Raw genomic sequence first — 23,574 nt, forward strand, 5'->3', positions numbered from 1 at the left:
AAATGGTCTCGAACCTGGAATTCGCGAGGTTTCCTGCGCCGGACGGCGTCAACGGGTGGTGGGAGAGTCTCCCGCCGGCGGGGCCTGCCAGAAGCGTGACGTTGGAGCATCGATACGACTGGGTCGTCGTGGGCGGCGGCATCACCGGGCTGTGCGCGGCTCGCCGGCTTGCCGAACTGGCGCCCGATGCGTCGATCGCGCTCGTCGAGGCCGATCGCATCGGGCGCACGACGGCCGGACGCAATTCCGGATTCTTCGTCGATTTGCCGCACGACATCAGCAGTGAAAGCTATTCGCGCAGCGTGGCGGAGGACAAGGCCGACGTGCGGTTCCAGCGGCACGGCATCGACTATGTGCGCTCGATCGTACGGCAACACAAGATCGATTGCGATTGGCGCGACGACGGGAAATTTCACGCCTCGGTCAACAAGAAGGGGCTCGACGCGCTCTCGCATTTTGCGCAGGGCCTGACGCGCATCGACGAAGCTTTCGAATGGCTCGATCAGGCGGCCATCCGCAAGGTAACGGGCACGGACTTTTATCAAGGGGCGCTCTTTACGCCGGGCTGCAGCACGGTGCAGCCGGCTGGGCTCATGCGCGGACTCGCGGCCACGCAGCCGGAGAACGTCACGGTCTACGAGCTGAGTGCAGTCACCGAAATCGAGCACCGCGGCAACGAAAAGGTCCTGCATTTCGCCAGAGGAAAGATCGTCGCCAAACAGGTGATTCTCTGCACGAACGCTTATGCGGCGACGTTCGGCATCCATCCCAATGGCTTGCTGCCTGTCTACACCTTTGCATCGATGACTCGCGTCATGAATGCCGGCGAGGTCGAGAAGCTGGGCGGAACGCGGTCGTGGGCGCTGATCCCGGCGGACCCCATGGGCACGACCGTGCGCCGTCTTGCTACGGACCGTATCTGCGTGCGCAACCATTTCGCGTTCAGACCAGGGCTGCAGGTGTCCGAAGCCGATCTCGCGAAGGCTAAAACGCTGCATCAGCGCTCGTTCGACCGTCGATTCCCCATGCTCGAGGGCGTCGAGCTGGAATACACGTGGGGTGGTCCACTGTGTCTCTCAGCGAACAACGGCGCGTTGTTCGGCCGCCGCGACGATGGAATTCTGGAAGCGGTGGGATGCAACGGGCTCGGGCTGAGCAGAGGATCGTCGTCAGGCAAGCTGATCGCCGAATACGCGCTTGGCCAGAACAACGAGCTTGTCCACCAGCTTCTGAATCAGCCCCATCCGCGCTCGCTGCCGGTTCGGCCCATCGTGGACATGGCGGTGTCGGCGACGATCTGGGCAAAGGAAATGTCGGCTGGGGCCGAGCTTTAACTAACCAAGGACACGAGATGACGACGCATCAGCAATGGAAGCAGAAAGCCGCCGAACTGGCGCTCGACGGGCGGCCATTCATCGCCGGAGAGCGGTGTGGAGCGGTGTCGGGAGAAACGTTCGCCACGCTCAACCCCGCGTCGGGCAAGGTGCTGGCGCAAGTGGCGAAATGCGATGAAAAGGATGTGGATCACGCGGTCGCCGCCGCCCGCCATGCATTCGAATCGGGCGTGTGGTCGAAGGCTGCGCCGGCGCATCGCAAGGCGGTCCTGCTTCGCCTCGCGCAACTGATCGACGAGCATGCGGACGAACTGGCGCTGCTCGAAGCACTGGAGGCGGGCAAGCCGATCAGTGAATGCCTCGCGCTGGATATTCCCGAGTCGGCAGCCTGCATTCGTTGGCATGCCGAAGTGACTGACAAGCGCTACGACGCGCTCTCGCCTTCGGGCGCGGATGTCGTCAGCATGATTACGCGTGAGCCGATTGGCGTGGTGGGCGCGGTCCTGCCCTGGAACTTCCCCGCGCTGATGCTGGCCTGGAAGATCGGTCCCGCTTTGTCGGTTGGCAATAGCATGGTCGTGAAGCCCGCGGAGCAAACGTCGCTCTCGACGCTGCGCATCGCGGATCTCGCGCTCGAGGCCGGGGTGCCCGCGGGCGTGTTCAGCGTCGTCACGGGTTTCGGCGATAGCGCGGGGCAGGCGCTGGGCCGCCATCCCGATGTCGATCTCGTCGCGTTCACCGGCTCGACCGCGACCGGCAAGCGCTTTCTGCACTATTCCGCGGATACCAACCTCAAGCGTGTGGTGCTCGAATGCGGCGGCAAGAATCCGCAGGTGATTCTTCCCGATGTCGCGAATCTCGATGCGGTCGCCGAACAGGCCGTCGCCGCCGCGTTCTGGAACATGGGAGAGAACTGCAGCGCCGGCTCGCGGATCCTGGTTCCTTCGAGCAAGCGGGCGGAACTGGTCGAGAAAGTTCAGGCCGTTCTCGCGGGCTGGAGGACGGGTGATCCGCTCGACCCGGACGCGAAGCTCGGCGCGCTGATCGAGCAAAAGCACTACGAGAAGGTGCTGGCGCACATCGAGAAAGCGAAGGAGCAGGGCGCGCGCATGATTTGCGGCGGCCGTGCCGCGCTGACCGAGACCGGTGGATGGTTCGTCGAGCCCACGATCTTCGATCAGGTCACGCCGGATATGGCCATCGCGCGCGAAGAGGTGTTCGGGCCGGTCGTGTGCTTCATCGAATACGAAGACGTGGAAGATGCCATCCGCATCGCGAACGACACCTGCTACGGACTGGCGGCTTCGCTGTGGACCGATAACGTGAACAGCGCGCATAAGGTTGCGGCGCGTATCCGTGCGGGCACGGTCACGGTAAACTGCTTCGGCGAGGGCGACCTTGCGACGCCGTTCGGCGGCTTCAAGCAATCGGGCTTCGGCGGCCGCGACAAGTCGGTCTACGCACACGACCAGTATTGCGAGCTGAAGACGACCTGGCTGAAGCTCGCCTGAACTGGCAGCGGTAACGCGCGCGAGCGGGCCGTCAGGCCCCGCTCGCATTCCGTGGCGGGCTTGCGCCACACCCGAACAGGACTTGCATGCTAATGCGCATCGGATTCGTTGGAACGGGTGCAATCACAAAGGCCGTGGTGACCGGGTTGCTGCGCTCGGGCCTGCCATTCGAGCGGATCACGCTTTCTCCGCGCGGCGAACCAACGGCTGCCGAACTGGCGGCACTCGACGACCGGATCCGCATTGGCACGGACAATCAGGACGTGCTCGACGCGTCGGACATCGTGTGTCTCGCCGTCGTGCCGCAAATCGCAGCCGATGTGCTCGGCGAGTTGAAGTTCGATGCGCGCCACCACGTGATCAGCTTCGTCGCCGCGATGTCAGTCGACAGGATGGCGAGCCTCGTTCGCCCGGCCACCAAGGTCGTGCGGACCATTCCATTGCCCGCCGTTGCACAAGGCAAAGGCAGCACGGCGATCTGCCCGCCGGATGCGATTGCGAAAGCGCTGTTCTCTGCCATGGGTGAGGCCGTCGAAGTCGAAGACGAGCTGAAGTTCAACGCCATCTCCGCGGTGACTGCGACGATGGCGAGCTTCTATGCGGTGCTGGAGAGTCAGGCGGACTGGCTCGTTCGGCAAGGCGTTCCGTATGGCGACGCAAGGGCGTTCCTGTCCGGCTATTGCGTGGGTCTGGCGCACGACACGACGCTCACGGCGCAATCCTTTTCGTCGCTGGCGGAGCACTGCATGACGCCGGGTGGCCTCAACGCGCAATTGCACGCCGAACTCACGGAGCGCGGCACCTACACGCACTATGAAGAGGCGCTCGACAGGGTATTGAAGCGGGTCGTCGGCGGGACGTAAGCCAGGCGACACAGTAGAAGGGCGATGCTGCATCATTTATAAGACCCTTATTATGGAACACCTTACTTGCCACCGGGCAAACGGACTCGCACACTATTCTCATCCGAATCCCTTTCTGGTTCGTGGCGCGCCTGATCGCGTCATGCGAGCACCCGTTTAAAGAGCGCAAGCCATGTTAAAGAAGCAGCTATTCGCAGACAGACTCCTCGCGCAGATGCCGTCGCTCCGTGCACTCCGTTGCTTCGTGACGGCAGCGAGATACGAGAGCTTCACCCAGGCGGCTGAGGTGCTCTGCGTCACGCAGGCCGCAATCAGCAGACAAATCAAGGAGCTCGAAGACTCGCTCGATGTCGCGCTGTTCGAGCGCACCGGCCGGCATATCGCGCTGACCGATGCTGGACGCATTCTCTATAACGCGTCGTATCTCTCGATCATGAATATCGCCGAGGCGGCGGAGGCGGTGCGGCGCACGGATCGGCACGCATTGACCATTTGCGTCTCGCATACGTTCTCGGCCCTGTGGTTGTCGCAGCGCCTGCCGGCGTTTCGCGCGCGCTTTCCGGATATCCGGCTGCATGTGATGGTCACCGAGCACTTCATGGAGCTGGACGAACTCATGGAGCCCGACATCATCATCACGAAGAATCCGCCGCGCGAGCCGGAATACGAGGTCGAGCCGCTGTTTCATGATGTCGTTTATCCGGTTTGCAGCCCGACGTTTTACGACCGGTATTTTCGCGGCAGGAAACTCAAACCGCTCGACCTGCTTTCCGAACCCACCTTGAATCTCTCGTTGCTCGGGCGTGCGCAGGTGTGCGAACACGTGGATTGGCGCGTGTGGCGCAACTGGTTCCAGCAGGGCGACGGCACGGACATGCTGGCCGAAAACCGCAACCTCGAGAGCAACGACTACCGACTCCTCGTCGCGCAGGCGGAAGCCGGAGAAGGGACGCTGCTGGGCTGGCATCATCTGCTCCATCTTCAGGTCGAGCAGGGACGCCTGATACGGCCTGTTCCGGATGCGCTTGTGTTTAGAGACCGCTACCACTATCTGATCACGCACCGGAATGCGCGGCCTCGCACCGAGTATCTGCAGTTTCGGAACTGGCTCAGCGAAGAGGCCGGTGCGATGATGCGCGACTGGCTCGACGCCGGCGTTGCAGTCACCGGCTAACGGTTACAGGCTGATCAACGGGCAACGGATTTCGACCGTATCGATTGTTTGGAATGCATTGACAGAGGCGGTCTTCATGGTTCACCACGCGATTGACAGCGAAGGCACGGCCGCGAGGCGGCTGCGTTTCGGGATCGTGCTATTGCCCAACTTCACGTTGACCGCGTTCTCCGGCTTCGTCGACCTGCTCAGGCTCGCGAGCGACGAAGGCGACATGAGCCGCCCGGTACGGTGCTCGTGGACCCTCGTCGGCGAAAATCTCGTTCCGGTTCGCGCCAGCTGCGGCATCCAGATCACCCCGTGGACGACCTTCGATGAGGCCGAGGCGTTCGACTATGTCGTGATCGTCGGCGGACTGCTGCATTCGGGACCGCCGGCCAGCGACGCCACGCTTTCCTTCATTCGCGCGATGGCCGAAACGCCGGCCACGCTCGTGGGGCTCTGCACGGGGGCCTTCGCACTCGCAAGGGCCGGCGTGATGAGCGGCTATCGAATTTGCGTGAGCTGGTTCCACTACTGGGATTTCGTCGAGCGATTTCCGCATGTCGATGAGCGTGACCTCGTTGCCGACCGGCTCTTCGTGATCGACAGAAGGCGCATTACGTGTTCCGGCGGCCGTGCGTCGATCGACGTTGCCGCCGCGATTCTGCTGCGCCACGTCGAGGCCACGATCGTGCGCAAGGCGCTGCGCATTCTGCTCGTGGACGATGCGCAGAAGGGCAACGCGCCGCAACCGCATCCGCCAGGGCTCGAGCCGGCCACGCATCCCAAGGTCAGGCGCGCAATCTTGCTGATGGAGCAACACGTTGGCCAGCCGCTGAGTCTGCCGGATCTGGCGCATCGGCTCGATGTTTCGGTTCGACAACTCGAGCGCCTGTTCACGACGGAAACCGGCAAATCGCCGGGCGCGTACGCGAGGCAGATTCGCATACGCATGGCGTCGTGGCTGTTGACGAGTTCGGACCGCACGGTTGCGGATATCGCTTCGTCCTGCGGCTTCTCCGATGCCTCGCATCTTGGCCGTGAGTTCCGCAAGGAGTTTGGCGAGTCGCCCAACGAATATCGCACGACGCGCCTGCCGAATGCCCATGAGGCGCTGCTGGGCACGTCGGAGCCGGATACGCCGTTGCCTGTCGAATATGTCGATGCACCAGCTCGGCAACTACGAGGCGAATCGAATCGATTGCGGTAGACGTGCTGGAAGGTCGCATAATCTAAAGTCATCCGAAAAGGAAAATAAATCACGTTGACAGCCTGCGGTGTTGCTCCAATACTCCGCGCACCGCTTCCTCGTCGGGCCATAGATTGATGACAAGAAAAGGAGACATTCATCGACCAAAATACTTAGGTTAACTACGCATTTAATCAATCAGAAAATTTACATACGACCATTCGTGATCGAATGGAAAACCAGGTTTGGAGAACTTCGATGAAAGGACGCAATGTAATCGCGGCATCGATATTGGCGGCATTTGCCGCTCCCGCGATGGCTCAAAGCTCGGTGACGCTCTATGGCGTGATCGACGAAGGCTTCGACTTCACCAACAACGTACGCGGCAGCAAGGTGTACGAGTTGCAAAGCGGCTATGTTCAAGGCAGCCGCTGGGGTTTGAAAGGCGCGGAGGATCTCGGTGGTGGGTTGAAGGCCGTGTTCCAGCTTGAAAACGGCTTCAACGTCAATAACGGAAAGCTCGGGCAGGGCGGCTTGATGTTTGGCCGGCAGGCCTACGTGGGCGTAGCGAGCGACACGTACGGTACAGTCACGCTGGGGCGTCAGTACGACTCGCTGGTCGATTTTCTCGCACAGACGACGGCGAACGGAAGCTGGGCCGGCTACCTATTCTCGCACCCTTACGACAACGACAATACGGACAACACGTTCCGCGTCAACAACACGGCGAAGTATACGAGCCCGTCGCTCGCCGGCTTCCAGTTCGGCGGCACGTATAGCTTCAGCAACGACACGAATTTCGCCAACAACCGGCAGTACAGCGTCGGCGCCCAGTACACGAACGGTTCGCTTTTGATCGCGGCGTCGTATCTGCAGGCCAACAACCCGTCTTCGACGGCCACTGGCGCGATCAACAACGGCGGCGACGAAAACTTCCTGGCGCAACGCCTGCGTATTTTCGGCGCGGGGATCAACTATACGATCGGTTCGGCAACGCTGGGCTTTGCGTACACGAACACCGACGTCACGCAACCGGTCAGCAACGGCTATGTTGGCGCGATTACGCCTCCCGCCGGATCGACCCTGTCGTCGCTGCGCTTCCAGAACTTCGAGGTGAACGGTAAATATCAGTTCACCCCGGCCTTCTTCGTGGGTGCGATGTACACCTATACGCGCGCGGATTTCAATGCGACCACCGGCAAGCTGCATCCGAACTATCAGACCATCGGTTTGATGGCGGACTACAATCTGTCGAAGCGCACGGATCTCTATCTGCAGGGCGCCTATCAGCACGTTGGCGGCGACAAGACCCAGACGGTGCTCGACGTCGCCTATGTGCCGGGCGCGGCCGACGTTTCCTCGAACTCGAATCAGCTCGTGATTCGCGCTGCAATCCGTCACAAGTTCTGATCAGCCGCGTTATCGCGGACGGCGTGCTGGCGGGCACGCCGTAACGAGCGCGCAGTGCGGCCCTGAACGCCGCACGACACATGTCACAGCCAATCGGTCTCGAAGGCGCAACCGGTCAAGGAGGCGCAGCCGTTCTCGGTAAGCACGACTTGCTGCTCGAGCTTGACGCCCTGCGTACCGCCTTCAGCACCGATATAGCTTTCGACGCACACCGTCATGCCCACTTCGAAGCGGCCGTCGTAGCCCGCGCTGTCCCAATCGACCTGGTGGGCAATCGAGGGATATTCGTCCACCATGCCGATGCCGTGAGCCAGGCAGCAGTAACGGTTCTTGACGAACGGCTCCGGAATCTTCCACGCCTTTTCCGAGAACTCGCGAAACGTCATGCCCGGCCGCAGAAGGTCCATATTGAAATGGACCTGTGCATACGCATACTCGTAGAGCTTGCGCTGCTCGTCAGAAGGACGGCCGTCACCAACGAGCCACGTGCGGGAGATGTCCGAACAATAGCCGTTCGGTCCCACCATATCCGTGTCGAAGGCGAGGAGGTCGCCTTTCTGTAGCACGCGCGAGGAACATTCGTGCATCCACGGGTTCGTGCGGTCCCCGGAGGCGAGCAGCCGGGTCTCGATCCACTCGCCGCCGTGGCGGATATTCTCGTAATGGAGATTCGCCCACAGGTCGTTCTCGGTCATTCCAGGGCGAAGCTCGCGTTTCATGCGCTCGATGCCCATTTCGCAGGTGCGCAGCGATTCGCCGATCAACACGAGTTCGCCGGACGACTTGATCAATCGGGCCGTCTCCATCAGGGCTTGTCCGTCGAGTAGCGAAATGCCGTGCTTTTCCAGGCAGGCTGCGCCGAACGGGTCGAGCCGGTCGACTGCGAGCACAGTTTCACCGGGTGCGTGCTGGCCCAATACGTCGACGATCTCGGCGCCCCACGCCTGCGCGCGGCGCTCCGCCTCGTGGCCCGCGTTGAAGAACGTCCAGCTGAGCGCGCCGCGCAATTCGACATCGAGGTCCACGCCGTCCCAGACGTGTTCGCTGCTGTGAAATTCCCAGGCGACGACGTGACCGTCCGCGAAGACCATGACGTAGCGCGCGGGATTGCGGCCGGCCCATACCTGCATGTTGGACGTGTCGGTCGCGTAGCGAATGTTCACCGGGTCGTAGAGCAGGATCGCGGGCACGTTGTGCTTGCGCAATTGCTCCTGCACGCGCGCGAGCCGCCAGGCCCGGACGTCGCTCAGAATCGCGTCTTTGCTGGTCGGCTCGATCGTGCTGCGTGCCGCATCGAAAAGCGGGGCGCTCGTCATCCTCATTCTCCTGGCATGGCTTTTATGTGTTGCCGTTGAGTATTGGAGGATGGGGAGTACAGCGTCAATGCGCTTTATTTTCCCGGTCGCATGACTTTGGGTTATGCGTAGACGCGGCCTCGGCGCCTCGCCCATGAACGACACCAGAAAACGCGCCCGTGCGCCGAAACCAGCGAACGGGCGCGCGGCGCGTTTCAAGCCAGCGCTTTGGCGTGAAAGGCCATATGCTCGCCGATAAAGCTGGCGATGAAGTAATAGCTGTGGTCGTAGCCTTCGCGCACGTTGAGCGTTAGCGCTTGTCCCGCCTTGGCGCAGGCCGCCTGCAGCAGTTCCGGCCGTAGCTGGGTATTGAGGAATTCGTCGCCGCCGCCTTGTTCGACGAGTAGCGGCAGGCGTTCGCTCGCGCTGCCGACCAGCTCTACGGCGTCATACTGCTTCCACGCCTCGCGGTCGTCGCCGAGGTAGGCGGTGAGCGCCTTCTCGCCCCACGGCACCTGGCTCGGCGCGACGATCGGCGAGAACGCGGAGACGCTGCGATAGCGGCCCGGATTGCGCAGCGCAACGACCAGCGCGCCGTGCCCGCCCATCGAATGCCCGCTGATCGAGCGCGCGTCGCTCGCGGCAAACCCGGCCTCGACGACGGCGGGCAACTCGGAGACCACGTAGTCGTATATGCGGAAATGCTTCGCCCACGGTTCCCGCGTGGCGTTCACGTAGAAGCCCGCGCCCTGGCCGAGATCGTAGTCGGGCGAATCGGGCACATCGCTGCCACGCGGACTGGTGTCCGGCGCGACGACGATGATCCCGTGCTCCGCCGCGTAGCGTTGCACGCCCGCCTTGGTGATGAAATTCTGCTCGGTGCAGGTCAGGCCCGAAAGCCAGTACAGCACGGGGCATTTCTGCCCGCGCAGCGCGGCCTCGGGCAGATAGATGCCAAACCTCATGTCGCCGCCAACGGTGGAAGAGGCGTGCTTCCAGACCTCCTGGCTGCCGCCGTGGCTGACGTGTCGTTCAATGCGCTCCATAAGCGTTTCAGGCCTCCCGGTAAGTGCCTTTGGCCTTGGCGGCCTGGGTGGAGAGAAGGTCCATGAGCGCGGGGCTCAGGCAGTCGTACGGCTCGAGGCCCTTGTCGCGCAGCGTCTGGCGCACATCGGCCATGGCCGCAGGCGGCGTGCCGCTCTCGATGATCGAGGAAACGAAGGCCGCGAAGCCGGGGCCGTCCCAGCCCGCGTCTTTCGACAACTCGGTGTGGATGAAATCGAGACCGTAGAACGCGTGATCCTTCTTCTCGATGCGGCCATACAGGTGCGTACCGCAGGCCGTGCAGGCGTGACGCAGGATCGTGGCTTTGTCGTCCACGACCTTCAGCTTTTCACCGTGCGCCGCGACCGTCACCTTGTCGCGCGGCACGACGCCCACGACGGAAAACAGCGCGCCTGCGGGCTTCCAGCACTGGGTGCAGCCGCAGGCGTGGTTGAACAGGACCTGCGAGTCGATGTGCACTTCGACGGGATCTTGCGCGCACTGGCAGCGCAGCGTGCCGCCCGCGAAGTTTTCGGCGCCTTTCTGGATGCCGCGGTCAACCGTGGGGTGAATGGCTGAGGCCATGGTCTCCCTCCTTCGTTCTGTGTCAGTTCAGTGTCAGTAGTGAACGACGCTGCGGATCGATTTGCCCTCGTGCATCAGGTCGAAGGCATCGTTGATGCCCGTGAGCGGCATCGTGTGGGTGACGAACGGCGCGAGCTGGATCTTGCCCTCCATCGCGTCTTCGACCATGCCCGGCAATTGCGAGCGGCCCTTCACGCCGCCGAAGGCCGTGCCGAGCCAGCGGCGGCCGGTCACGAGCTGGAACGGGCGCGTGGAGATTTCCTGCCCCGCGCCGGCCACGCCGATGACGACCGACTGGCCCCAGCCGCGGTGCGCGCATTCGAGCGCCGCACGCATCACGTTGACGTTGCCGATACATTCGAAGCTGTGGTCCACGCCCCAGCCCGTCATGTCGACGATCACCTGCTGAATGGGCTTCTCGTGGTCCTTGGGGTTCACGCAGTCGGTGGCGCCAAAGGCGCGCGCCAGATCGAACTTGCCCGGATTGGTGTCGATGGCGATGATGCGGCCGGCCTTGGCGAGCTTCGCGCCCTGGATCACGGCGAGGCCGATGCCGCCCAGGCCGAATACGGCGACGGTATCGCCTTCCTGCACCTTGGCGGTGTTCTTCACCGCGCCCAGACCCGTGGTCACGCCGCAGCCGAGCAGGCACACCTGCTCGGGGTTGGCTTGCGGGTTGATCTTCGCGAGTGAGACTTCGGCCACCACGGTGTACTCGCTGAAGGTGGAGCAGCCCATGTAGTGATAGAGGGGCTGACCGTTGTAGCTGAAGCGGCTCGTGCCGTCGGGCATCACGCCCTTGCCCTGAGTCGCGCGCACGGACACGCACAGATTGGTCTTGCCGCTCTTGCAGAACAGACACTCGCCACATTCGGCGGTGTAGAGCGGGATCACGTGATCGCCGGGCTTCACGCTGGTCACGCCTTCGCCCACTTCCACGACGATCCCGGCGCCCTCGTGGCCGAGCACGACGGGGAAGAGGCCTTCGGGGTCGTCGCCGGAGAGCGTGAAGGCATCGGTATGACAAACGCCGGTATGCGTGATCTTGACCAGCACCTCGCCCTTGCGGGGCGGTTCGACGTCGATCTCGACGATCTCGAGGGGCTTGCCCGGCGCAAACGCAACTGCAGCACGAGATTTCATAGTAGTCCTGTAAAAAAAGGGGTTCGGCCAGATCGGCGCGGCAAACCCCGCGGTGAGCTAGCGTAAATAGGTTCGAACGAGGGTGACGACATCGTCGATCGATCCCGGGGACTCCGCTGATCCCGCAAGGTGGGTGAATTCTTCGCGCAGGTGGCTCTCGAGCACACCGGCCATCACGCCGTTGATCGCGCCGCGAATCGCCGCCAGTTGCTGGAGCACCGGCGCGCAGTCCGCGCCTTCCTCCAGCGCGCGCTCGAGCGCGTCCAGCTGGCCGCGAACCTTGCGCACGCGTGTCAGCACGCGCTTCTTTTCTTCGGGGGAATGAGGCATGACGGCATCGATTGAGGATACTGTGGGGCAGTATAGGTGAATACTGGCAGGGAGTATACGTTTGCATCGATGTTGCCCACGCGATGCCAGATGAATATCGGGGCTGTTCCCTCAGGGCACGCGGCGCATAATGAGCCCATGTTGGTCCCTGGCCGCGACGAGGTGGTATGCGCTGCACAAACTGCGGATTCGAGAATCTCAACCAGGCCAGATTCTGCGAAGCATGCGGGACCCCGCTCACGCGCACGTGTCCGCGTTGCGGGCACCAGGCCGCCGCCGCCGCCCGATTCTGCAACGAGTGCGGGGCGCCACTCGGCGCGGCGCCGGAGTCGGCGCGATCCACGGCGGAAGCGCCGCCCGCGCCGATTCATTACACCCCCCATCACCTCGCCGAGCGTATCCGTGCCGAGCACGTCGCCATGGAGGCGAGAGGCGAGACCGCGGGCGAGCGCAAGACCGTCACGGCGCTGTTCGCGGACATGGCCGGCTCGACGGCCGTGATCCACGGCCTCGACCCGGAAGAGGCCCACCACCTGATCGAACCCGTCGTCGCATTGATGATGGAAGCCGTCCACTATTACGAGGGCTATGTCGCCAAATCGCTGGGCGACGGCATCCTCGCACTGTTTGGCGCGCCGATCGCTCACGAAGACCATCCGCAACGCGCGCTGTTCGCGGCCTTGCGGATGCAGCAGGCCATGCGCCGGCATGGCGACCGCATCCGGCTGGAGAAAGGCATTCCGCTGCAGATCCGCGTGGGCGTGCACACCGGCGAGGTCGTCGTGCGCTCGATCCGTACCGACGATCTGCACACCGATTACGACCCGGTTGGCCACACGATCCACATTGCGTCGCGCATGGAGAGCATCGCCACGCCCACGTCGATCCTGGTGAGCGAATCGACTCACAAGCTCGCCGAAGGCTACTTCGAGTTCAAGGCGCTGGGGGCAGCTCAGGTCAAGGGCGTGCCCGAGCCGCTGCCCGTGTACGAGGTGCTGGGCCCGGGCGCGCTGCGCACGCGGCTGCAACTGGCTGCACATCGCGGCCTCGCGCGCTTCGTCGGACGCGAGGCGGAAATGGCGCACCTGAATCAGGCGCTGGAAACGGTGCGGGCGGGGCGGGGACAGGTCGTCGGCGTGGTCGGCGAAGCCGGTGTCGGGAAGTCGCGGCTCTTTCATGAATTCAAGGAGCGTTCCCGGCGCGGGTGTCTGGTGCTGGAAACGTTTTCGGTCTCGCACGGCAAGGCGTTCGCCAATCTGCCGCTGATCGAGCTTCTGAAGAGCTATTTTCAGATCACCGCGCGCGACGATGAGCGGCGTTGCCGCGAGAAAGTCGTCGGCAAGGTGTTGACGCTCGAGCGCAGTTTCGAGGACCTCGTGCCTTACCTGCTGTATCTGCTCGGCACGGGGGAATCCGCCCCGGCGCTGGCGGACATGGACCCGAAGATCCGCCGCGACCGGACCTTCGACGCCATCACGCAGCTTCTCACGCGCGAGAGCCAGAGCCAGCCCGTCGAGTTGCTGTTCGAAGACCTGCAATGGCTGGACCGTGAGACCGAGGCGTTCCTCGTCTATCTCGTCGAGCGCGTGCCGGCCACCCGCATCCTGCTGCTCGTGAACTTCCGGCCGGAGTACCGGCCGGCATGGGATTGCAGCGAGCTCCGGCTCGAAGCGCTCGGGCCGGGCGAAGCCCAGGGACTCCTGACGGTCCTGCTCGGCGACGATGCCTCGCTCCTGCCGCTCAAGCAGCGCATCCTCGAAAAGACCGAGGGCAATCCGTTCTTCATGGAGGAAGTGGTGCAGACGCTCGCGGAGGAGCGCTCGCTGCTCGGCGAGCCGGGGCGCTACCGGATCGAGCGGACGCCGGCCGCACTGCACATTCCGACCACGGTGCAGGGCGTGCTCGCCGCGCGTATCGACCGGCTACCGCTCGCGCAGAAAGAGCTGCTGCAAACGCTCGCCGTGATCGGCAAGGACTTTCCGTTCAGCCTGATGCAGCGTATTTGCGGCGGACAGCTCGCGCGCACCGACGACGATCTGCGCGGGCTGCTCGCGCACCTCGAAGCCTCGGAGTTCATTTACGAGCGGCCGGCTTACCCGGAGGTCGAGTACTCGTTCAAGCACGCGCTGACGCAGGAGGTGGCGGGTCATTCGCTGCTCACGGAACGTCGCAGCGCGTTGCACGAGCGCACCGCGAAGGCGATCGAGGCGCTGTTTCCCACGCGTATCGCGGACTACTGCAGCGAACTGGCGCATCACTACAGCCTGAGCGGCAATATTCCGAAGGCGGTGGAATATCTGCATCGCGCGGGGCAGCAGGCGCTCAGGCATGCGGCCGACCCCGACGCGATGCATCACCTCGGCGCCGCCCTCGGTTTGCTCGAGCGACTGCCCGATACGCCCGCGCGCGCGTCCCACGAGCTGACCTTGCTGCTGGCGTTGGGGCCGGCTCTGATGAACGTGCGCGGCTATGGCGCGCCCGAGGTCGCGGCGACCTACACGCGCGCACGGCAGCTGGGCGAGCAGCTCGGCGAGACGCCGCAGCTCTTTGCGGCGCTGCTCGGGTTGAGAATCCATAACATGACGCGCGCGCATTACGCGGTGGCGCGCGAACTGGGCGAGCGCATGCTGCGCATGGCGGAGCATGCCGGCGATCTCGACTGGCTGCTGGAGGCCCACGGCGCGCTCGGCGCGTGCCTCTTCCTGCAGGGCGAACTGGACGCGGCCGCTGCGCACCTGGAACAGGCGCTCGCCCTCTACGATCCCGAGCGCCATCAGGCCCATGTGTTCGCGCATGGCGTGGATCCCGGCAGCCGGGCGTTGAATTTCCTGGCCTTGATCCGTTGGCTGCAGGGCTATCCCGATCAGGCGCACGCGCGCAGCATGGAGGCGCTTGCGCTCGCGCGCAAGCTCGCCTACGGGCCGACGCTCGCATTCACGCTCGCTTATGTGGCCGAGCTGCATCAGTTTCGGCGCGAGGCGCCGCTGGTGCGGGAACGCGCCGAAGCGGCCCTCGCCGTCGCGAACGAACACGGGTTGCCATACTGGCTCGCGTGGGGAAGCATTTTGTCGGGTTGGGCGCGCATCGAACCGGGCAGCCTGCTGGAAGGCATCGTCCAGTTGCGCGAAGGCTTGCACGCCGAACAGTCCGCCGGCGGCGAGGAACACCGCTCGTACTTTCTGGGCTTGCTGGCCGACTGCCAGGGCAGAGCCGGCGACGTGGAAGGCGGCCTGCGCACGCTGAAGCAAGCCATGGCGATCGTGGACGCAACCGGCGAGCGTTTCTACGAGGCCGAATTGCATCGGCTCGAGGGGACCATGCTGCAAGGTGCGTCGAGCGAAGAGGCGCAAGCGTGCTTTCTCGAGGCGATTGCCGTGGCCCGCGCGCAGGGCGCGAGGTCGCTGGCGCTGCGCGCGGCGTCGAGTCTGGCCCGGCTCTGGCAGCGCGCAGGCCGGGCAGACGAGGCGAGGCAGGTGCTGTCCGAAGTCCTCGACACGTTCACGGAGGGTTTCGACACCGCCGACCTGCGCGAAGCGAAGGCATTGCTGGATGCGCTCGTCTCGAGCGATGCGTGAGCGATCGATGACGTACGTGGATGAGCGTACCGCCCGAGGAGGCGACCCATGGCAACGAAGCGAACAAGAAGCCAGAAAAGCGATCACGACGCCGCGGCGCCAAGGCAGATCGCGCTCGCATTGCAGGGCGGCGGGATGCACGGCGCGTTCACATGGGGCGTGCTCGACCGCCTGCTCGAAGACGAAAGGCTCGCGATCGAAGGCGTAAGCGCGACGAGCGCCGGCGCGATGAACGGCGCGGTGCTCGCGTACGGGCTGTTACAGGGCGGCGTGGGCGGCGCGCGCCAGGCGCTGCACGACTTCTGGGAAGCGGTGGCCGAGTCCGCCGAGCGCCACAACCCGCTGCGCTGGGTGCCGTGGCTGAAGGGCTCGCACAGCTTCGGGCTCGATCATTCGCCGCTCTATGCGGTGGCCGACATCATGCTGCGCGTGTTCTCGCCCTACCAGTTCAATCCGGGCAACGTGAACCCGCTGCGCCAGGTGCTCGAAAGCCAGGTCGACTTCGCCGCGCTGCGCAAGGCGTGCCCCATTCTGCTGTACCTGTGCGCGACCAACGTGGAGACGGGCAAGATTCGCCTCTTCAGCGGTGAGGACATCTGCGCGGACGCCGTGCTCGCCTCCGCATGTGTGCCGACGCTGTTCCATGCCGTCACGATCGCAGGTGAGCACTACTGGGACGGCGGCTATATGGGCAACCCGGCCATCTATCCGCTGATCTATCACTGCCAGACGCGCGACGTGGTGATCGTCCATATCAACCCGCTCGTGCGTCCCGGCGTGCCGGTCACGGCGGCGGAGATTCTGAATCGCATCAACGAGATCAGTTTCAATTCGTCGCTCATGCGCGAAATGCGCGCGATTGCGTTCGTCACCGAGTTGATCCAGCAAGGCAAGCTCGCTCGCGACGAGATGAAGGAAATGCTGATTCATTCGATCCGCTCCGACGCCGCGATGTGCGCGCTCAGCGTATCGAGCAAGTACAACGCGGATTGGGATTTCTTGTGCGAACTGCGCGACAACGGCCGCAAGGAAGCAGAAGCCTGGCTCGCGCAGCACTACGCGGATATCGGCCAGCGCTCGACCATCGACATTCGCGAGGAATTTCTCTGAGCATCGCGCAGCGCGCAAAGGAGCAGGGGTGAACCACACGCAGGGACGCTTCGTCGAGCTATGGTCGCGCAGCGGGGGCGCGCGCGCCGACGCCGTCTACGCCGATCTCGCGCGTCATTATGGCGAGCCGGGGCGGCACTACCACACGCTGCGCCACGTGCGCCGCTGCCTGCGCGATTTCGATCGGGCGCGCGGGGCCATTGCGCATGGCGATCTCGTGGAGCTTGCGCTGTGGTGCCACGACGTGATCTATGTGCCGGGCGCCCAGGACAACGAGGAGCGCAGCGCGCAGTGGCTGCGGCGCTGCGCGGACGATCGCATCGCGGCTTGCGAGCGCATTTGCGAAGCGATACTCGCGACCCGGCATACGCGCGCGCCGGATGAGCTGGATGCGCGCTTCGCGTGCGACATCGATCTCGCCTCGCTCGGCGCGCCGCGCCGCCAGTTTCAGGACAACGGCCTGCGCCTGAGAGCCGAACGCCCGGACCTGGACGACCACGCGTACGCCATGCACGAGCGGTGGATGCTGGAAGCCCTGCTTGCGCGGCCGCGCATCTACCTGACCGATTACTTTCATTCGCATTGCGAGGCGGCGGCACGCGCCAATCTCGCGTGGCGGCTCGCGCAGCCGACGCCGGGCGCCGGAACATGAGGCCGGGCGTGCAAATCAGGATTTCCTGACGCGAAATTCAGCAAACCCGCGCGCCAGGTTACGGCTTAATCGCATGTAGCCGCGTGGTACCCGTGCCGTTATTCCGGTCATGATGCGGACGAGCGAGAGAGGCGAATGCGTACCCACCTTATGAACCCGGAGCACGCGTGATCATGACGAATAGCAAAGACGTGCTAGACGTGCTCAAGTCACAAGTGGCGGAAACGACCATCAAGATTTCGCATCTCGCGGCGAGGTCGCTCGTCATGCAGAAGTTCATCGAGTTGGCGTTGCCGAAACTGACGCCGGTGCAATGCGGCGAGATCCATGGGTCGCTCAGGCAAGTGCTGGAAGACGTCATGTCGGTCATGGACGACGTCACGCTGCCTGGCGCCTACCACGCCGCGTTTCTCGACAAGACCAACGAGATGCTGCGTGCGCTCGAAAAGCGCCAGGCGGATGACGCATGACTAGCGGAGTTCGTTGTCGGCGGGCAGAGCCCGATGGACGCTTTCCGTCGTCTCGTTGAAGACGATGCGCACCGTCGATCCCGGGCCGTCCCGGCTTCCGATATGAAACTGCGCGCCGATCATCCGTGCGCGTTCCTGCATGCCCTGCAGTCCATACGAATTGCCACGGATCGCTTTCGCCACGTCGAATCCGTTGCCGTCGTCATGGACCTCGAGTTCGAAATGGTTATGGATGCAGCGCAGGACGACCTCCGCATGCGAGGCCTGCGCGTGCCGGCTGATGTTGGTGAGCGCCTCCTGGACGATGCGAAACACGGCCGTCGCGCGGTCGTCGCTCAATGACGGTTCGCGGCCTTCGAGGCGGAACGTGCAGACCGTTGCGTTGTGCCGGGTGAAGTCCTGAACCAGCCATTCGAGCGCCGAAAGAAGGCCGAAATTGAGCGCGGCCGGCCGCAGGTGGCTCGCGACGTTGCGTACGATGTCGATGGTGCGTTCAGCCAGGCCGCCGATATCGCCGACCTTTTGTTGCCACTCGGCGCCCTGGCTCAGCGCGAGCTTGAGCAGGGACACATTGATCTTGATCGCGGTGAGCAACTGGCCCAGTTCGTCGTGGATCGTCATGGCGATCTGGCGCCGCTCTTCTTCGCGGATCGATTCCTGGTGGGACGAAAGCTGGCGCAACTGTTCGCGTGAATGGCGAAGCAGCTGCTCGGTTCGCGTGCGCTCGCGCACTTCCTCCTCGAGCTGATCGCGATGGCGCGTGAGGATCTCCATCGCCTGCTTGCGGCCCGAAATATCGGTCAACTGTCCTTCGAGGCATTGGGGGCCCGCGCCGTCGTAGCGTATACCGCGGGCGTTGAGCTGACACCAGACCGCGCTGCCGTCGGCGCGAGTCAGTTCGATTTCCAGCCCTGCGATCTTGCCGGTCAGTTGCAGCATCGCGAAGAGTTGGGCGGTCTTCTCGCTGGAGAACGGCTGTGGCGGAGCGAGAACGGTGCTCGCGTCGTTGCTTGACGCCGTCGTCATACTGCGAACGTCGCGATAGCCGAGCAACTGGGCCATCGCGGGATTGGCGTCGCAGAGCTTGCCGTGGCGATCGAGAACGAAGAATCCTTCGAGCGAATTCTCGATGATGCTCCGGTACTTGCGCTCGCTCTCCCTGAGCGATGCCGTCGAGTCGCGCAGCCGCTCCGCCATCACGTTGACGCGCTCGGCGAGCCGGCCCAGCTCGACGCTGGATTCGATGGCGCAGCGGCTGTCCAGATCGCCTGACGCGATGCGGTCGACCATTTTCTCCAGGCGCCGGATCGGCTCGCGCACGAGGTGTTTGATGAGCAGAAAGGTCGTGACGTACACCACGGCGAGCACGAGCGCGAGGGTTCCCAGCACGGCCGCGCGTGCGGCCTCGAAACCGCGGTCGGCGGCGGCCCTCGTCAGGACCACGCGGACCTCGCCGATCTTTTCAGGCGGCGCGTTGCCGGGTGGCGTGAATTCTATCGGCCGCACGCGGACCACGCGCGCCTGCGGGTCGGGCAGCGGCGCGTTGCTCGCGTCGGCGAGCACACCATAGTTGGTCGCGGTCACGGTGAAGCTCACCACCTCCGGATTCGGTTTGAGCACATTCAGTTGCCGCGCGATCGCGTCGCGATCGACATTCCAGAGCGGCTGCGCGAGCGACTGGCTGAGGAGATCGGCAATGCGGTTCGCACGTTCGTCGAGTTCCGCGATCCGACTTTCGCGCGCGTGCTCGAGCAGGAAGAAAGCCGACGTGCCCGCCACCAGCGTACAGAGCACCAGCAGCGAGAGCATGAGCTGCGCGTGCAGGCTGCGTGGGAAGCGCGCACGCAAAAAGGTTTGCAGCATCACGCGGCCTTTGAGGCGGAATTGAGCAGGGTGTCGAGATCGAACGTGTAGGCGCCGGCATGCCGGCCTTGCACGCGCGAGAAGCCGCTGAAGTCGGGGGAGGTGCGGCCTTGAAAGGCAATCTCGGCGTAACGCCTGGCGTCGCTGCTGTCGAGCACCTTCAGGTAGTCGAGCCGCTGACGCGGTCCACCCACTTGCGCAAAGTCCGCGCCGTAATGGTAGTCGTGAATGAGGACCATCGCGCAGGCGCCGATGAACTGGTCGCCGGCAACGATCGCGGCCAGCTCGCCGCGAATGACCGAAGCCACGGCTTCGGGCAGCGCCCCGAGCCCGCCGACGATGGTGGACAGATGCCGTTCCTGCACCACACTCAGTGCGCCAAGCGTCATCGTATCGTTGGCAGCCCAAAGGATATTGGCGTCCGGATAGCGCGAGAGCAGCACGCGCGCCTTGTCGCGGCCGTCGGAAAAGCTCCAGTCGCCGTAGACGAGCTGGTCGATGCGGTCCTGCGGCCGGCGCGCCAGCGCGGCCTGCACGCCCGCCGCGCGCTCCGCCGAAACCGGCGTGGCCGGGTCGCCGGTAATGCCGATCACGCGGGCGGGCCCGCTGCCGTTCAAACGGATCAGGTAATCCATGAGCCGGAAGCTGCCGCGCCCGGCATCGGCGGTGACGGTGCCGATCCAGTTCGCGATCCGGTCGCGCTCGTTGCCGGTCTGGGCGCGCTGGGCTTCGGTCAGATCGTTGTGGATCAACAGCACTTTGGCGGGCGAGCGCGCCAGCGTTTGCAGCATCTGGGGCGCGGCCATCTTTTCGTTGACGATCGCCACATAGTCGGGCGGCGCCGCACGCGCCGCCACGGCTTCGGCCTGGCGCAGCATCAGCAGATGATCGCGCTCCGCGTAAAGCACTTCCAGCTGCATGCCGAAGCGTCTGGCAGTCGCGGCCATGAAGCGCGAGACGAGTTGCCAGTGCTGGCCCGTATCGTGTTCCACGCTTTCGCCGGGATTTAAAAATACGACGCTTGCTGGCGGGCGGCTGACCGGCAACGCCATGGTCGCCCGCATCGTTATCAGGCTCGCGCCTATACCGACGCATTGCGCGATCATCTGTCTTCTGTTCATACGAAATCAGCGGATGCCGTGCGCGGCATTGTGTGGAACCGAAGGGGCAGTCGCGCGCAGCATAACGCGATGTAATCTCGCCGACAATCCGCTTTACTTCGGGCTAGGCGGGCAATGCGCGGCAGACCTTCAGGGGCGCGATTGCGGGTCGAAGCGCGCCGTTCAGGATTCCCTGACACGAAATTCAGGATTCCCCTTTACCGTTTGCAGTCGAAGACGACTGCACGCGAAGATTGGCGGGCTCATCATGACGTCAGCAAAATTTCGAAGCTGCAGAGGCGACGCGCGATGATTTCCGAGTGGGGCGACCGTAAGGCGCGCGTGCAGGACGTGAACTCGATCTGCATGCGCCTGTTCGAAACGTGGTGCGAATCCCGCAATCTCACGCCGCTGGCTTATCTGATGCATTGCTGGCCGCTGCCGGACAGCCGCGCGGGCACGATCCGGCGCTTGCAGGAAAGCATGAAAGACTTGCGCCGCAATCATGCCGACAAACTCGATCTGTACGCGTTGCGGGCACTTGGCGAACTCGCGCGCAGTCTCGACGAACTGATCGACCGTGCGGAAATTTCCGCGAGGCATTCGTTCGCAACGTCGGGCACCTGGAGCATGGAGGGCTAACGGGGCGCGGAATCCGTCTTACCTGCATACGTGATAAAGGGTTGCCGAAGGGCCATGGCTTTGGCGACGAGGACAAAACAAAGTAACCAGGGCCGGAGCAACCGTGGGCAAGATGATTGACTCGCAGGCCGCGACAACGAGCGCCTGCACGATTCTGGTCGCAGGCGGTACGCCGAACGAGACCCGTTTGATCGCCGACCACCTCGTATGGGAGGGCTTCGAGGTGCTCGCCGCGAACAGCGGCCTCGAGGTCCTGGAGCGTTCGTGCGTGTCCCAGCCCGAACTGATTCTGCTCGATTCGGAGGCCGCCAGCGTCGGCGCCCTGGCCACCTGCCGCAGCCTGAAGTCGGACGCGCGCACGCGCGATATTCCCGTGGTGCTCATGATGCCGGCAGGCCATCATCGAAACCTGGCCGATGGCCTCAGCGCCGGCGCAGCCGACCATGTGCGCAAGCCCGTGCAGGTCGAGGAACTGATGGCCAGGGTCCGCACGCACCTCGCGCTGCGTTCGGCCCACCGCCAGCTCGCCCTGCAGCAGCGCGGCCTCAACGCGTGCGAAACGCGTTTTCGCGCGATCGTCGAATCGGGCCCGGTGGCCATGGCCATTACCTCGATGCCCGACGGCGATCTGCTCTATGCCAACGCGCGGTTTCGCGAACTCCTTCGCCTCGATGAAGCGGCGTGCGCGAACGTCAATATCGTCGACTTCTACGTCGATCCGCTGGAGCGCGAAAGACTCGTGCGCTGTCTCGCGGCGCAAGGCAGCTTCGGCGACGCGGAGGTGAAACTGCGCCGGCCGGACGGCACGCAGTTCTGGGCCATGGCGACGGCACGGCTGTCGAACTACGACGGCGCACCGGCGAGTTACGTGGGCCTGCACGATATTTCCGGCCGCAAGCGCGTGGAAGACGAACTCGTGCGCTCGCGCGAGCAGCAGCGGGCCTTGTCGGCCTATCTGGAGGGGATTCGCGAAGACGAGCGCAAGCGCAGCGCGCTGGAGATACAGGACGAACTGGGCCAGTTGCTGACTGCGCTGAAAATGGATGTCTCGCTGTTGCGGATGCGGCTCACCGACGACCCCGAGGCCGTCGGCCGGGCCGACGACATGCGCGAGCTGGTCGAAGGCACGATCTGGATGGTCCGTAACGTGGCGAGCCACCTGCGGCCCGCTGCGCTCAATTTCGGCCTCGTGTCGGCGCTCGAGTGGCTGACAAGTCAATGGAGCCGGCACAACGCCATCCCGTGCGAGCTGCACATGGCAAGCGCCGAGCCCGCCTTGTCGGACATGCAGGCCACGGCGCTGTTCCGGATCGTCGAGGCGGCGCTGACGAACGTCGCGCGCCACGCGGCGGCGCAGCGCGTCGAGGTCACGCTCACTGCGGAGCCCGGCTCGCTCGACTTGCGTGTGCGCGACGACGGCCGCGGCTTCGACGTGGCCGCCGCGTATGCCAGGTACGCTTACGGTCTGCTTGGCATGGCAGAGCGCGCGAGGCTGATTGGTGGTACGTTGAGCATCGACAGTCAGCCCTGCAAGGACCTGACCATCGGCATTGCGTCGGGCACCACGATTTCGATCCACGTTCCGCTTGAAGACCCCCATGATCAGAATACTCATCGCCGATGACCATGCCATCGTGCGTGGCGGACTCAAGCAGATCCTCGCGACGACGGCCGACATGGTCGTGACGGCGGAGGCCGGGCAAGGTTCGGAGGTGATCGAAAAGCTGAGGACCTGCGAAGTCGACCTCCTGCTGCTGGACATGACGATGCCGGGCATCAGCGGCGTCGATCTGATCCGCCGCGTGCGCGCCGAGGAACCCGCGTTGCCGGTGCTCGTGCTCAGCATCCACAACGAAGCCCAGGTGGCGTCGCGCGCGCTGCGCGCCGGCGCGACAGGCTATGTGACGAAGGACAGCGATCCCGAAGTGCTGCTGGCCGCGATTCGCAAGCTGGCGGACGGCGGGCGCTTCATCGACCCGAAACTCGTCGACGCCATGGTGTTCGAGAAGCATTCGGGCGACGTGCCCCCGCACGAGGTGCTCTCGGACCGCGAGTTCCAGGTGCTGCAGATGCTCGCGTCGGGCAAGAGCATCAACGATATCGCCGATGCGTGCGCGCTCAGCGCCAAGACGATCAGCACGCACAAGATGCGGCTGATGCAAAAGCTCGGGCTCGCCAATAACGCGGAGGTGATCCGCTATGCGATCCGGCATGGCCTGGTCGGCGAGTGACGCTCGGCCACGCGCGGCGAGAAGGAAATCCTGACAAGCGAACCAGACGATCCCGAGGGAACTATCTACCC

20 protein-coding genes are annotated in these 23,574 nt (G+C 64.1%); 13 read left to right on the forward strand and 7 right to left on the reverse strand.

Translation table 11 applies throughout. The features are described 5' to 3' along the window. The first annotated feature begins 2 nt into the window (after positions 1-2). The 6 genes from AB4Y42_RS08370 to AB4Y42_RS08395 all read left to right on the forward strand — a co-directional run bounded on the left by AB4Y42_RS08370 (position 3) and on the right by AB4Y42_RS08395 (position 7,463). Positions 3-1,334, forward strand: coding sequence for an NAD(P)/FAD-dependent oxidoreductase (locus tag AB4Y42_RS08370; RefSeq protein ID WP_368693908.1), 1,332 nt, complete (start codon positions 3-5; stop codon positions 1,332-1,334). Between the two features lie 17 nt (positions 1,335-1,351). Continuing rightward, positions 1,352-2,845: an aldehyde dehydrogenase gene (locus tag AB4Y42_RS08375; protein WP_368693909.1), complete on the forward strand. Its 1,494-nt coding sequence runs from the start codon at positions 1,352-1,354 to the stop codon at positions 2,843-2,845. A gap of 92 nt (positions 2,846-2,937) precedes the next feature. After that, positions 2,938-3,708, forward strand: coding sequence for a pyrroline-5-carboxylate reductase (locus AB4Y42_RS08380; protein ID WP_368693992.1), 771 nt, complete (start codon positions 2,938-2,940; stop codon positions 3,706-3,708). Positions 3,709-3,880: 172 nt separating this feature from the next. Next, positions 3,881-4,882, forward strand: a complete 1,002-nt coding sequence (locus AB4Y42_RS08385; RefSeq protein WP_368691319.1) for a LysR substrate-binding domain-containing protein — start codon at positions 3,881-3,883, stop codon at positions 4,880-4,882. A gap of 76 nt (positions 4,883-4,958) precedes the next feature. Continuing rightward, positions 4,959-6,074, forward strand: a complete 1,116-nt coding sequence (locus AB4Y42_RS08390; protein ID WP_368693910.1) for a GlxA family transcriptional regulator — start codon at positions 4,959-4,961, stop codon at positions 6,072-6,074. A 237-nt stretch (positions 6,075-6,311) separates the two neighbouring features. Then, positions 6,312-7,463, forward strand: coding sequence for a porin (locus AB4Y42_RS08395; protein ID WP_368693911.1), 1,152 nt, complete (start codon positions 6,312-6,314; stop codon positions 7,461-7,463). Between the two features lie 83 nt (positions 7,464-7,546). On the opposite strand, the gene AB4Y42_RS08400 is transcribed toward AB4Y42_RS08395, so the two are convergent. The 5 genes from AB4Y42_RS08400 to frmR all read right to left on the reverse strand — a co-directional run bounded on the left by AB4Y42_RS08400 (position 7,547) and on the right by frmR (position 11,860). Then, positions 7,547-8,779, reverse strand: coding sequence for a M24 family metallopeptidase (locus AB4Y42_RS08400; protein WP_368693912.1), 1,233 nt, complete (start codon positions 8,777-8,779; stop codon positions 7,547-7,549). A 194-nt stretch (positions 8,780-8,973) separates the two neighbouring features. Next, the gene (gene fghA, locus AB4Y42_RS08405) at positions 8,974-9,804 is read right to left on the reverse strand and encodes an S-formylglutathione hydrolase (RefSeq protein WP_368693913.1); all 831 of its coding nucleotides are present in this window, start codon (positions 9,802-9,804) and stop codon (positions 8,974-8,976) included. 7 nt (positions 9,805-9,811) lie between these two features. Continuing rightward, positions 9,812-10,387: an S-(hydroxymethyl)glutathione synthase gene (gene gfa / locus AB4Y42_RS08410; protein WP_368693914.1), complete on the reverse strand. Its 576-nt coding sequence runs from the start codon at positions 10,385-10,387 to the stop codon at positions 9,812-9,814. A 33-nt stretch (positions 10,388-10,420) separates the two neighbouring features. Next, positions 10,421-11,530 carry an S-(hydroxymethyl)glutathione dehydrogenase/class III alcohol dehydrogenase gene (locus AB4Y42_RS08415; RefSeq protein WP_368691313.1) on the reverse strand — a complete coding sequence of 370 codons (1,110 nt, stop codon included), beginning with the start codon at positions 11,528-11,530 and terminating at the stop codon, positions 10,421-10,423. 57 nt (positions 11,531-11,587) lie between these two features. Beyond that, a complete protein-coding gene (frmR, locus tag AB4Y42_RS08420) occupies positions 11,588-11,860 on the reverse strand; it encodes a formaldehyde-responsive transcriptional repressor FrmR (protein WP_028203886.1) in 273 nt (90 codons plus the stop codon). Between the two features lie 167 nt (positions 11,861-12,027). Here frmR and AB4Y42_RS08425 point away from each other — a divergent pair, with 167 nt between their 5' ends. From AB4Y42_RS08425 to AB4Y42_RS08440, 4 genes are all read left to right on the forward strand, one after another. Further along, entirely contained in the window at positions 12,028-15,435 is a 3,408-nt protein-coding gene (locus AB4Y42_RS08425; protein ID WP_368693915.1) for an adenylate/guanylate cyclase domain-containing protein, read from the forward strand. Between the two features lie 48 nt (positions 15,436-15,483). Then, positions 15,484-16,545 carry a patatin-like phospholipase family protein gene (locus tag AB4Y42_RS08430; protein WP_368693916.1) on the forward strand — a complete coding sequence of 354 codons (1,062 nt, stop codon included), beginning with the start codon at positions 15,484-15,486 and terminating at the stop codon, positions 16,543-16,545. Positions 16,546-16,573: 28 nt separating this feature from the next. Then, positions 16,574-17,197: a hypothetical protein gene (locus tag AB4Y42_RS08435; protein WP_368693917.1), complete on the forward strand. Its 624-nt coding sequence runs from the start codon at positions 16,574-16,576 to the stop codon at positions 17,195-17,197. Between the two features lie 173 nt (positions 17,198-17,370). Then, a complete protein-coding gene (locus AB4Y42_RS08440) occupies positions 17,371-17,667 on the forward strand; it encodes a hypothetical protein (protein ID WP_368693918.1) in 297 nt (98 codons plus the stop codon). Here the strand turns inward: AB4Y42_RS08440 and AB4Y42_RS08445 are convergent, their stop codons facing one another. Both AB4Y42_RS08445 and AB4Y42_RS08450 read right to left on the reverse strand, forming a co-directional pair. After that, positions 17,668-19,530 (reverse strand): PAS domain S-box protein, encoded by a 1,863-nt coding sequence (locus AB4Y42_RS08445; protein ID WP_368693919.1) that lies wholly within the window; start codon positions 19,528-19,530, stop codon positions 17,668-17,670. It lies immediately after the preceding gene. Next, positions 19,530-20,522 (reverse strand): ABC transporter substrate-binding protein, encoded by a 993-nt coding sequence (locus AB4Y42_RS08450; protein WP_368693920.1) that lies wholly within the window; start codon positions 20,520-20,522, stop codon positions 19,530-19,532. Before AB4Y42_RS08450 ends, AB4Y42_RS08445 begins: the two co-directional genes overlap by 1 nt. A 417-nt stretch (positions 20,523-20,939) precedes the next feature. On the opposite strand from AB4Y42_RS08450, the gene AB4Y42_RS08455 reads away from it, so the two are divergent. The 3 genes from AB4Y42_RS08455 to AB4Y42_RS08465 all read left to right on the forward strand — a co-directional run bounded on the left by AB4Y42_RS08455 (position 20,940) and on the right by AB4Y42_RS08465 (position 23,503). Then, positions 20,940-21,272 (forward strand): hypothetical protein, encoded by a 333-nt coding sequence (locus tag AB4Y42_RS08455; protein ID WP_368693921.1) that lies wholly within the window; start codon positions 20,940-20,942, stop codon positions 21,270-21,272. Positions 21,273-21,384: 112 nt separating this feature from the next. Then, positions 21,385-22,896, forward strand: coding sequence for an ATP-binding protein (locus AB4Y42_RS08460; RefSeq protein WP_368693993.1), 1,512 nt, complete (start codon positions 21,385-21,387; stop codon positions 22,894-22,896). Next, positions 22,871-23,503: a response regulator gene (locus AB4Y42_RS08465; protein ID WP_368691305.1), complete on the forward strand. Its 633-nt coding sequence runs from the start codon at positions 22,871-22,873 to the stop codon at positions 23,501-23,503. The genes AB4Y42_RS08460 and AB4Y42_RS08465 overlap by 26 nt, the downstream gene beginning before the upstream one ends. The last annotated feature ends 71 nt before the right edge of the window (positions 23,504-23,574 follow it).

The organism is Paraburkholderia sp. EG286B (assembly GCF_040965655.1).
In the GTDB taxonomy this organism is placed as follows: domain Bacteria; phylum Pseudomonadota; class Gammaproteobacteria; order Burkholderiales; family Burkholderiaceae; genus Paraburkholderia.

Coding starts and splice junctions, on each gene's coding strand:
- AB4Y42_RS08370 (WP_368693908.1), top strand. CDS start 3: ATGGTCTCGAACCTGGAATTCGCGAGGTTTCCTGCGCCGGACGGCGTC.
- AB4Y42_RS08375 (WP_368693909.1), top strand. CDS start 1,352: ATGACGACGCATCAGCAATGGAAGCAGAAAGCCGCCGAACTGGCGCTC.
- AB4Y42_RS08380 (WP_368693992.1), top strand. CDS start 2,938: ATGCGCATCGGATTCGTTGGAACGGGTGCAATCACAAAGGCCGTGGTG.
- AB4Y42_RS08385 (WP_368691319.1), top strand. CDS start 3,881: ATGTTAAAGAAGCAGCTATTCGCAGACAGACTCCTCGCGCAGATGCCG.
- AB4Y42_RS08390 (WP_368693910.1), top strand. CDS start 4,959: ATGGTTCACCACGCGATTGACAGCGAAGGCACGGCCGCGAGGCGGCTG.
- AB4Y42_RS08395 (WP_368693911.1), top strand. CDS start 6,312: ATGAAAGGACGCAATGTAATCGCGGCATCGATATTGGCGGCATTTGCC.
- AB4Y42_RS08400 (WP_368693912.1), bottom strand. CDS start 8,779: ATGACGAGCGCCCCGCTTTTCGATGCGGCACGCAGCACGATCGAGCCG.
- fghA (WP_368693913.1), bottom strand. CDS start 9,804: ATGGAGCGCATTGAACGACACGTCAGCCACGGCGGCAGCCAGGAGGTC.
- gfa (WP_368693914.1), bottom strand. CDS start 10,387: ATGGCCTCAGCCATTCACCCCACGGTTGACCGCGGCATCCAGAAAGGC.
- AB4Y42_RS08415 (WP_368691313.1), bottom strand. CDS start 11,530: ATGAAATCTCGTGCTGCAGTTGCGTTTGCGCCGGGCAAGCCCCTCGAG.
- frmR (WP_028203886.1), bottom strand. CDS start 11,860: ATGCCTCATTCCCCCGAAGAAAAGAAGCGCGTGCTGACACGCGTGCGC.
- AB4Y42_RS08425 (WP_368693915.1), top strand. CDS start 12,028: ATGCGCTGCACAAACTGCGGATTCGAGAATCTCAACCAGGCCAGATTC.
- AB4Y42_RS08430 (WP_368693916.1), top strand. CDS start 15,484: ATGGCAACGAAGCGAACAAGAAGCCAGAAAAGCGATCACGACGCCGCG.
- AB4Y42_RS08440 (WP_368693918.1), top strand. CDS start 17,371: ATGACGAATAGCAAAGACGTGCTAGACGTGCTCAAGTCACAAGTGGCG.
- AB4Y42_RS08445 (WP_368693919.1), bottom strand. CDS start 19,530: ATGCTGCAAACCTTTTTGCGTGCGCGCTTCCCACGCAGCCTGCACGCG.
- AB4Y42_RS08455 (WP_368693921.1), top strand. CDS start 20,940: ATGATTTCCGAGTGGGGCGACCGTAAGGCGCGCGTGCAGGACGTGAAC.
- AB4Y42_RS08460 (WP_368693993.1), top strand. CDS start 21,385: ATGATTGACTCGCAGGCCGCGACAACGAGCGCCTGCACGATTCTGGTC.
- AB4Y42_RS08465 (WP_368691305.1), top strand. CDS start 22,871: ATGATCAGAATACTCATCGCCGATGACCATGCCATCGTGCGTGGCGGA.